Origin of the sequence: Streptomyces sp. SID9727, assembly GCF_010550605.1 — a bacterium.
Lineage (GTDB): Bacteria > Actinomycetota > Actinomycetes > Streptomycetales > Streptomycetaceae > Streptomyces.
This window is the reverse complement of the sequence record NZ_JAAGNI010000516.1, coordinates 1-9,133: the sequence shown is the minus strand read 5'-3', so window position 1 is coordinate 9,133 and position 9,133 is coordinate 1. Positions and strand designations below refer to the sequence as shown.

At 72.3% G+C, this 9,133-nt stretch carries 11 protein-coding genes and 1 pseudogene; 3 read left to right on the top strand and 9 right to left on the bottom strand.

All coding sequences use genetic code 11. The features are described 5' to 3' along the window. Together G3I41_RS35295 and G3I41_RS35290 are read right to left on the bottom strand one after the other, a co-directional pair. Positions 1-911: serine/threonine-protein kinase (locus G3I41_RS35295; RefSeq protein ID WP_164404597.1), on the bottom strand; the 911-nt coding region annotated here is incomplete at its 3' end. Between the two features lie 174 nt (positions 912-1,085). Next, complete coding sequence (locus G3I41_RS35290) at positions 1,086-1,886, bottom strand: VOC family protein (RefSeq protein ID WP_164404596.1); 801 nt, start codon at positions 1,884-1,886, stop codon at positions 1,086-1,088. Between the two features lie 251 nt (positions 1,887-2,137). Here G3I41_RS35290 and G3I41_RS35285 point away from each other — a divergent pair, with 251 nt between their 5' ends. Then, positions 2,138-2,785 (top strand): TetR family transcriptional regulator, encoded by a 648-nt coding sequence (locus tag G3I41_RS35285; RefSeq protein WP_164404595.1) that lies wholly within the window; start codon positions 2,138-2,140, stop codon positions 2,783-2,785. Positions 2,786-2,888: 103 nt separating this feature from the next. Here the strand turns inward: G3I41_RS35285 and G3I41_RS35280 are convergent, their stop codons facing one another. The 5 genes from G3I41_RS35280 to G3I41_RS37325 are packed head-to-tail and all read right to left on the bottom strand — an operon-like array spanning position 2,889 to position 5,419. Further along, positions 2,889-3,293 (bottom strand): type II toxin-antitoxin system VapC family toxin, encoded by a 405-nt coding sequence (locus G3I41_RS35280; RefSeq protein ID WP_164404594.1) that lies wholly within the window; start codon positions 3,291-3,293, stop codon positions 2,889-2,891. After that, positions 3,286-3,564: a type II toxin-antitoxin system prevent-host-death family antitoxin gene (locus G3I41_RS35275; RefSeq protein WP_161208970.1), complete on the bottom strand. Its 279-nt coding sequence runs from the start codon at positions 3,562-3,564 to the stop codon at positions 3,286-3,288. The genes G3I41_RS35280 and G3I41_RS35275 overlap by 8 nt, the downstream gene beginning before the upstream one ends. A gap of 46 nt (positions 3,565-3,610) precedes the next feature. Further along, on the bottom strand, positions 3,611-3,805 hold the full coding sequence (locus G3I41_RS35270; RefSeq protein ID WP_164404593.1) for a ferredoxin: 195 nt from the start codon (positions 3,803-3,805) through the stop codon (positions 3,611-3,613). 14 nt (positions 3,806-3,819) lie between these two features. Next, positions 3,820-5,037: a cytochrome P450 gene (locus G3I41_RS35265; protein ID WP_164404592.1), complete on the bottom strand. Its 1,218-nt coding sequence runs from the start codon at positions 5,035-5,037 to the stop codon at positions 3,820-3,822. Positions 5,038-5,095: 58 nt separating this feature from the next. Beyond that, a complete protein-coding gene (locus G3I41_RS37325; RefSeq protein WP_239081997.1) occupies positions 5,096-5,419 on the bottom strand; it encodes a hypothetical protein in 324 nt (107 codons plus the stop codon). On the opposite strand from G3I41_RS37325, the pseudogene htpX reads away from it, so the two are divergent. Then, positions 5,301-6,123, top strand: a pseudogene (htpX, locus tag G3I41_RS35260) (zinc metalloprotease HtpX). The gene G3I41_RS37325 and the pseudogene htpX sit on opposite strands and share 119 nt — an antisense overlap. A gap of 61 nt (positions 6,124-6,184) precedes the next feature. Beyond that, on the top strand, positions 6,185-6,769 hold the full coding sequence (locus G3I41_RS35255) for a hypothetical protein (RefSeq protein ID WP_164404591.1): 585 nt from the start codon (positions 6,185-6,187) through the stop codon (positions 6,767-6,769). An 18-nt stretch (positions 6,770-6,787) separates the two neighbouring features. Here the strand turns inward: G3I41_RS35255 and G3I41_RS37320 are convergent, their stop codons facing one another. Further along, positions 6,788-8,122 carry a DUF4157 domain-containing protein gene (locus tag G3I41_RS37320; RefSeq protein ID WP_239081995.1) on the bottom strand — a complete coding sequence of 445 codons (1,335 nt, stop codon included), beginning with the start codon at positions 8,120-8,122 and terminating at the stop codon, positions 6,788-6,790. A gap of 165 nt (positions 8,123-8,287) precedes the next feature. Further along, positions 8,288-9,133 (bottom strand): zinc ribbon domain-containing protein (locus G3I41_RS35245; RefSeq protein WP_239081994.1); only part of this gene is annotated, 846 nt, incomplete at its 5' end.

The following is a 9,133-nucleotide window of genomic DNA, read 5'->3' as shown; positions in this document are numbered from 1 at the left end:
GGGGCCGTACGGCCACCGCCCCGGCGCCGCTCGATCAGCGCGGTCGCGGCGGCCGGCAGCCACGCGGAAGCCGTACCGCCGTCGTCGTCCCCGCCGCCGGAGGCGAAGAGGTGCGGGGCGAGCTGGGCCTGGAGGTCGGCCGGGCTGGGCCGCAGGCCCGGGTCCTTCCGCATGCACGACTCGATCAGCGGCCGCAGGTCGTCCGGCAGGCCGGTCAGGTCCGGGCTCTCGCGCAGCAGCATGAACACCGTCTCGACCGGGTTGGCCCCCCGGTACGGGGCGTGCCCGGTCGCGGCGAAGACGAGCGTCGAACCGAGCGAGAAGATGTCGCTGGCCCCCGTCACGCTCCGCGAGTCCCGGGCCTGCTCCGGTGACATGTACGCCGGGGTGCCGACGGCCACGTTGGTCATGGTGAGCCGGGTGTTGGAGACGCCGGACGCGATGCCGAAGTCGATGACCCGGGGGCCGTCCTCCACGACGAGCACGTTCGACGGCTTCATGTCGCGGTGGACGAGCTGCGCCCCGTGGATGGACTGCAGGGCCTCCGCGATCCCCGCCGCCAGCCAGCGCACCGCCTGCGTCGGCATGGGCCCGCACTCGTTCACTATCTCTTCGAGCGAGGGGGCGGGCACGTACGCGGTGGCGAGCCAGGGCACGGCGGCGCGCGGGTCGGCGTCCACGACGGCGGCCGTGTAGAAGCCGCTGACGGCGCGCGCGGCCTCCACCTCGCGCGTGAAGCGCACCCGGAACAGCTGGTCCTCGGCCAGTTCCGTGCGGACGGTCTTGATCGCCACCCGGCGGCCCGAGGCCGACCGGGCCAGATAGACCAGCCCCATGCCGCCGGCCCCGAGCCGTCCCAGCACCTCGAAGGGGCCGATCCGCCTCGGGTCGTGCTGCGTCAGCTGCTCCACTACTTGCCACCTCCCCGTACGGACCTCCGGTGACGGAGGCCCGCGAAAATCCCGCCGTGTGCAGCGTCTCATCAGTGGGCGCGGCCCGGCGGTGCGCACCCCGATTGTTCCTGGCCGGGGCCCCGGTGGCGAACCCGGGGGCGGATCGGGGTGTCCCGTACCTCTCCGCCCGTATCAGGACACAGGCTCCTGAAGTACGGCGAACTCGGCACCCTGGTCGTCCTGGAGGACCGCCATCCGCCCGTACGGGATGTCGAGCGGGGGTTCGGTGACCCGGCCGCCGAGCCGCTGGACGGTGCGGGCGGTGTCGTCGCAGTCCGCGACGTTGAAGTAGCTCAGGAAGTGGCTGGGCAGCTCGGCCGGGAACGCGGCCGTGATGACGCTCCGCCCGCCGACCGCCGTCTCGGGTCCCGGTTCGGTGTCGGGCGGGGACCAGGTGCGGAAGTCCACGCGGTGCTCGTCGGTGTCCGGGACGTCCAGGGGCGAGTCGTCCACGTCCGCGCATCGGAAGCCGAAGACCTCCTCGTAGAAGGGGTCGACGCGTTCCTTGGACCGGGTGTGGACCTCGGTCCAGCAGAAGGATCCGGGCTCGTTCTGCTTCTGGAACCCCTCGCGCTCGCCGGCCTGCCAGAGGCCGAAGACCGCGCCGCCCGGGTCGGCGGCCTGGGCGAGCACGCCGTGGCGCCCGGCCGGGACGGGTTCGGTGATCACCTGGCCGCCGGCCGCGCGGATCCGGGTGACCGACGCCTCGATGTCGTCGGTGGCGAAGTAGACGCCCCAGGCGGTCGGCATCCGCCCGTCCTTCTTCGCGGCCAGCGCGGCGACGAGCCTCCCGTCGCTGAGGGCGTCGGCGCGGGGGCCCTCGGCCGGGCGGAAGGTCCAGCCGAACAGCTCGCCGTAGAAGCGCTTGCCCGCCTCCAGGTCGGGGAGCTGCACATCCACCCAGCACGGTGCGGACTGCGCGAACGCGGCCATGGGTCCGGATCCTTCCGTCGCGGGTGACGCCCGTCACCGTCACGGTAGCCTCACGGTGCGTGCGGCGCGCCCCGGGAGCCTTCACTTGCGAACGCAGGTTCGAAAGTTATCCACCGAAGTTATCCACAGGCTGTTCATAACACTGTTCGGACCGTGGGCGGCGAAGGGCCGCCACGGGGGTCGGTACGGGCCCCGTTCCCCATTTGCTTCGGCCGAATCGCGCTCCGATCACCCGTCGGTAAGCTGACGGCATGACAGGACAAGTACGCACCGTCGACGGCCGCGTGGCCGGTCGGCGCGGTCAGGCGACGCGGCAGAAGCTGCTCGACTGCCTCAGCGAGATGCTCAGCTCCTCGCCGTACCGGGACGTCAAAGTCATCGACGTCGCCCGGCGGGCGGGGACTTCACCAGCGACCTTCTACCAGTACTTCCCCGACGTCGAGGGCGCCGTCCTCGAACTCGCCGAGGACGTCGCCAAGGAGGGGGCCGGGCTGACCGAACTGGTCGCCGGGCGCTCCTGGGCCGGCAAGGCGGGCCGGCAGACCTCCGAGCAACTCGTGGAGGGCTTCCTCGACTTCTGGCGGCGCAACGACGCGATCCTGCGCGTGATCGACCTCGGCGCGGCGGAGGGCGACAAGCGGTTCAACAAGATCCGCATGAAGGTCCTGAACTCCGTGACCGGCTCCCTGACGGAGTCCGTGAAGGAGCTCCAGGCGAAGGGCAGGGTCGACAAGGACATCAGCGCCGCCGCGATGGCGGGCTCCCTGGTCGTCATGCTGGCCGGCGTCGCCTCGCACCAGAAGGGCTTCACGGCCTGGGGCGTCAAGCAGGGCGAGATCAGACCGAACCTCGCACAGTTGGTGCACCTGGGCATCACCGGCAAGAAGATGGCGAAGTAACGAACCCCGCTGGGGCGACGCGCGGTGATCCCGGCGCCCCCAGGTCCTGTCTCACCGACGGCGGACCACGCCTGTGGTCCGCCGTCGGCGTATCCGGACGGGGTCACACGGGGACGACCGTCAGCACCCCGTCGAGCCCCTTGAAATCGTCCGCGTTGCGGGTGAACAACGGCAGCTCACCGACGGAGGCGATCGCGGCGATCATCAGGTCCATGCGCCGGGGCCGGGGGTCGCGACCCGCGGCGAGGGTCATGGAGACCAGGCTCCCGTAGCGCGCGGCCGCCTCTCCGTCGAAGGGGAGCGGCTCGAAGTCGGCCACAGCGGCACCGAGCTTCTCCATGCGCGCAGCCCGCCCCGCGGCATCCTTGGCCATGGCCACGCCCTGCTGCAGCTCAGCCATGGTCACGGCGGTGAGCAAGGGGAAGAGGGGGAGGTCCTCCGCCCGCAACAGGTCCAGGTCGATGTACGTGCAGGTGTCGAGAACGCCCGCCCTGTAGCGCTCAGCCACGCGCCCGCTCCCAGGGGTCGTCCTCCCCGGCACGGTCCTCGTCGCCGAAGAACTCGTCCGCCTCCTGCCGCATGAGAGCACTGTCCACATGCGGCAGACGTCGGTGCCTCGCCACCAGCTCTTCGGCGCTCAGCCGCCGCTTCCGCGTGAGCGGCCGGAGTTCCGCAACCTCTATCCCGTTGCGGGTGATGTGGAAGACCTCACCCGCCTCCACGGCGTCCATGACGTCGGCGGAGCTGTTGCGGAACTCCCGCTGCGTAATCGTCCTCATACGTCCACCGTAGCGCAGCGTGCTACGGTGCGCTACGAGGCAGTGTTCAGGCGTCTTGCGCCTCCACCGTCCTGATCGCCCCCACCGGGCACGCCCGTACCGCCTCCGCGACCATCGGGCCCGGTTCGGGCTCCGGCAGGAGTTCGCTGAGGCCGTCCTCGTCCTGGGTGAAGACCTTCGGGGCCGCCAGGGCGCACTGGCCCGCGCCGATGCACACGTCCTTGTCGATGTCGATCCGCATGGGGTCCTCCTCCGTCACCACGTCACCGGCAGTTCCAGCAGGCCCTGCACCGTGTCGCCCGGTTTGAACGGCACGTCCTCCGGCTCCACCGCCAGCCGCAGACCCGGCAGGCGGCGGAAGAGCGCGGGCAGGGCGATCTCCAGTTCGGCGCGGGCCAGGTTCTGGCCCAGGCACTGGTGGATACCGAAGCCGAAGGCGACGTGGTTGCGCGCCCCGCGTCCGAGGTCCAGCTCGTCCGGCGTCTCGAAGACGGCCGCGTCCCGGTTGACCACGGCGGTGGACAGGAGCACGCCCTCCCCCGCCCGCAGCGTCTCGCCGCCGATCTCGATGTCCTCCACCGCCACCCGGGACAGCCCGTCGGCGATGGACAGGAACCTCAGCAGCTCCTCCACGGCGGCCGGCACCGCCTCCGCGCCGCCCCGCGTGAACCGGGCGAGCTGGTCCGGGTGCCTGAGCAGCGTGAACGTGCCGAGCGAGATCATGTTCGCGGTCGTCTCGTGGCCGGCCACGAGCAGGATCTCCGCCAGCCGCACCAGCGCGTCCCGCTCCACCGCCCCGGTCTCCAGCTGCTTGGCGATCAGCTCGTCCAGCAGCCCGTCACCCGGCTCGCGCCGCTTCCGCTCGATCAGGTCGCGGAAGTACGCGTCCAGGTCCTCCCGGGCCTCGATCACGTCCGCCGGACCGGGCCCCCGCAGCAGCTTGCGGGAGCGGTCCTCGAAGAACTCGTGGTCCGCGTAGGGCACCCCGAGCAGCGCGCAGATGACCGTCGACGGCACCGGGAGCGCGAACGCCCCCACCAGCTCGGCCGGCGGCCCCTGCGCCACCATCGCGTCGAGCAGCCGGTCCACGGTCTCCTGGATCTGCGGCCGCAGCGCCGCCGTCCGCCGGACCGTGAAGCTGGGGATCAGCATCCGGCGCTGCGCGTTGTGCTCCGGGTCGTCCACGCCGATCAGTTCGACGCGCCGCTGCTGGACCGCGGCGAGCCTCGGCGCGAAGAAGGGGAACTCCGGGTGTGAGCGGTCGGACGACAGCCGGGGGTCGGACAGGAGCGCCCGGGCCTCGGTGTGGCCGGTCACCAGCCAGACCGTACGGCCGTCGAAGAGGCGGACCCGGGACACCGGCCGCTGCCCGCGGCTCGCGCTCGGGTAGCCGGTGGGCGGGTGGTAGGGACAGGAGCGGTTCTGCGGGAAGTCGACGGTCGCGGGCTGGGGCTCGGACTGGGTCTCTGTCATGACGGACCTCGCAACGAGGGGGGTGTGGTGGTCCTGCCGATCACCCTCACTAGATGCCTCAGGCATCTACCTGGCCTAGAGGATGTTCGGCCATACCCGCCGAACGGAGCACCGGCATCCACTTTCGGCCGCCGAGGAGCACCATGGAGGAAGGCGAGGAGCGGAGGTTCACCATGGCCGGAACCCGTGGCCGGTACGCCGCCGACCGTGGCCTGACCACGCGCATGGTCACCACCATGTTCCTGATCGGGCTGCTGTACGTGGTGCTGGTCGGCGTGCTCCTGGCGGTGCTGCGCGGGGCCTGGCCGGTGATCCTGGTGATCACCGGCGGGATGTTCGTCGCGCAGTTCTGGTTCAGCGACCGGATCGCCGCGTTCAGCATGGGCGCCCGGGAGGTCACCCCCCGCCGAGGCGCCGGAGCTGCACGGGGCGATCGACCGGATATGCGCCCTTGCCGATATGCCGAAACCGCGTGTGGCGATCGCGGAGAGCGATGTGCCGAACGCCTTCGCGACCGGGCGCAGCCAGAAGTCCTCGCTCGTCTGCGCGACGACGGGGCTGCTGCGCAGACTCGAACCGGAGGAGCTGGAGGGCGTCCTCGCGCACGAGATGTCGCACGTGGCGCACCGGGACGTGGCCGTGATGACCATCGCCTCGTTCCTCGGCGTCCTGGCCGGGATCATCACCCGGGTCGCGCTGTGGGGCGGCTTCGCCCGCAACAGCCGCGGCAACGACCCGGTCGGCGTCCTGCTGCTGCTCATCCCGCTGGTCAGCGCGGTCGTCTACGCGCTGAGCTTCCTGCTCACCCGGTTGCTCTCCCGCTACCGGGAGCTCACCGCCGACCGCGCGGCCGCCCTCCTCACCGGCCGTCCCTCGGCCCTCGCGTCCGCCCTCACCAAGGTGAGCGGCCAGATGGCCCGGATTCCGACGGAGGACCTGCGGAAGGCGGAGCCGTACAACGCCTTCTACTTCGTCCCGGCCTTCGCCTCGAAGGAGAGCATCGGCCGGCTGCTCTCCACGCACCCGACGCTGGAGCAGCGCCTCGACCAGCTGGCCCGCATCGCGGCCGGCCTGTCCCGTCCGTGAGAGCCCGTCCGTGCGGGCCCGTCCGTGCGGGCCCGGCCCGTCCGCCCGTAAGGAGTTCCCCGTGGGCCTGCTCGACACGATCCTGGGCCGCAGCAAACCGGTCCGCCCCGACCTCGACCAGCTCTTCGCCGTGCCGTCCGCCGCGCTGACCCTCCAGGCCGCGACGGGCCTCACGCCGACCGGTCTCGGCTCGGTGTGCTTCGCGGGCGTGGAGGGCTCCGCCTTCGCCCGGGTCCAGCAGGACGTACGCGAACTCCTCGACGCGGACACGGGGCGCGGCGGCGTCCCGGTGGAGTTCAGCCGGGACGCCTACGGCTACACCTGGCTGCTCGCCCGCCAACCGCCCGAGGACACGGCCGCCCTGGTCAACGACCTGCACGCGGTCAACACCCTGCTCCAGGACGGCGGCTTCGGCCCCCAGCTGCTGTGCTCGCTGGTCGCCTTCCGGGACGGGGACGGGCGTGCGCTGGCACTGGTGTACCTGTACAAACGCGGCACGTTCTATCCGTTCGCCCCCGTCCCGGGCGGCACCGAGAAGCGCGACAACCGGCTGGAGCTGGAGGTCCGGGCCGCGCTCGGGGACGACCTGCGGGTGGAGCGGGACCTGTCGCGGTGGTTCCCGGTGTGGGGGGCGCCGGGGCTGTGAGGGGGACCTCGCCCGCGGTCAGGGCTGCCTGGCCACCTCAGGGTGCGACTTGATGACGACCGTCGTCGTCCCGACCGTTCCGAAGTAGGCGTCCGGCGCGCCGTAGGCCGCATGGAACGACCGCTGGAGGTCTCCCACCGTGTAGATCTCGGAGTCGGCCGCGGCCAGGTTGGGCGGGCTGTTCCCGTCCGACCAGGCTTGCAGGACGACGCAGTCGTTACCGTCGCGGGCCACCACCGCGCCGGCGTGGAACTGACTCATCTCCTTCTCCGGGTCGGGTTTGGTGACCACGATGACGAACGCCTCTCCCGCCCGGGGATCGGCCATCTCGTTCTTCGGGCCGGCGAACTGGCGGGCCTGGCGGCGGTTGGTCGGGTCCGCCTGACCGAACACCTCGGTCGGACCGAAGCGCTTGTCGGTGGTCTCGATCGTGCTGTACTCGCCCTCGCCCCAATCGAGTTCGCGGACCCGGTTGTTGATGATCTCCTCGGCGGCGTGCAGGCAGTCCTGCTGGACGTCGCCGCCCAGCCAGTGCCTGAAGTACGTCCCGCCGTTCCACTGCATCGCGTCGTTGTCCGCCCGCCTCAGGGCGGGTGCGACACTGCCCGCCGGCGCGTCCTCCCGGACCCAGACGTACGGGGTGTCGGGGCGTGTCAGGAAGAGACCGTTCTCGGACGCCCGGAGGACCTGCCCGTTCACGTCGACGTCGGCGTAACGCTGCACGGTCTCACCGGCCCGGGCGGCCGTCCTCGTGTCCGCCCGGTGTTCGGCGCCTTCGCCGTGTCCGGGTACCGGCCCCCTCATCACCCGGGTCGCGTTCGCCTCGGCTTCGCGCTCGAACCGGTCGCCCGGATCGCTCACCCGCAGCCCGGAGCCGTTGTCCGTACCGGCGACCGGCCCCCGGCGCTGCTGGATGACGTGGGTCAGCTCATGGGCGAGCGTGTGCTTGTCGGCCCCGCCGTCACCGATGACGACGTGGTGCCCGGAGGTGTAGGCGCGGGCCCCGACCCCGGCGGCCGATGCCTTGGCCGCGGCGTCGGTGTGGATGCGCACGTCGGAGAAGTCCGCCCCGAGCCGGGACTCCATCTCACTGCGGACGGCGCTGTCCAGCGGCCGGCCGCCCGAGCGCAGCACGTCCGTGACGGCCGCGCGCTGCACCGGCTGCTCCGCCTCCTCGTGGCCGCAGTGCGGATGCCCGGCCGCCCGCAGCATCTGGACGACGGCGGCGTTCCCGACGCTGCCCTGGAGCGCGAGCCACTCGGTGGCGGGGGCGGCGGCCGCGGCCCCCGGTTTCCGGGCCCGGCCGGGCCCGCGCGCCGCGTCTGCCTTCTCGGCACCGTCCTGGCTGCGCATGGGAACCTCTTCCTACGGGGAGCGTGTCCCTTCCTGCATACCCGGAGCGCGGGGGCGGATCCAGGTCCGGCGGGGCACCGTTGGCTGGCCCGGGAGGACGCGCGGCGACGACCGCGCGTGGTGGTCGCGGTGCGCGGGGGCGGCCGGTCGACGGCCGGCCGCCCCTCACGTCCGCTTGAAGTACTCGATCTCGCCCAGGGCGATCGGGTGTCCCCCGTCCTGTCCTGCCGCCTCGCGGATCGTGAAGCGGACCGACACGACGTCGCTGATGCCCATGCGCAGGGTCTGCTCGCCCGGCTTGTCGGCCAGGGCCATCGTCTTCTCGTGGACCTCTCCGTCCTCCGTCGTGATGGTCAGGTCCGCCCGGGTCGGCCTGGCGCCCTTCTGGAAGACCTCCGGCTTCGTCGAGACGCCCGTGTGGACCGTGACCCCGACCAGCCGGAACGGGTCCTCGAACTCCGCCGTCAGCGCGTCGCCCGTCTTCGGCGCGCCCCAGTACGTGTTCGTCACACCGTCCACCGCCGCCTTCGCCGGGTGCCCCGGGGCGGACGCGTTCGCGGAGACGTGGAGCGGGCTGACCTCGCCCGTGCCGCCGAGCTTGTCGCGCACGTCCTCCACGACGTAACGCCCGGCCGGGACCAGCAGGAAGCCCGCGACCAGGAGGGCCGCGACGACCAGGGCGATGAGGCTGCCGCGCAGCAGCCTCCCCGAGCCCGCCCGCACCCGGCGGTTGAACGGCCACCTGGTCCGCCACCAGGGCAGCGGTGCCGCCTGGGCACGGGGCTTCAGGGGCTCGGCGCAGTTCCGGCAGAACGTACGGCCCGGGCGGTTGTTCGTGCCGCAGGAGGGGCAGGGCTCGCCGTCCGGTTCGTCGTCCACCGCCGCCGTCCTGACGGTGGGGCGGGCGGCGACGGGCACGCCGGGCAGGACCGCGCCCACGGGCTCCTCGGCCGGTTCCGCCACCGGCTCCGGCGGCTTCGGCCGCGCGGGCTGTACGGGGGCGGGCGCGGG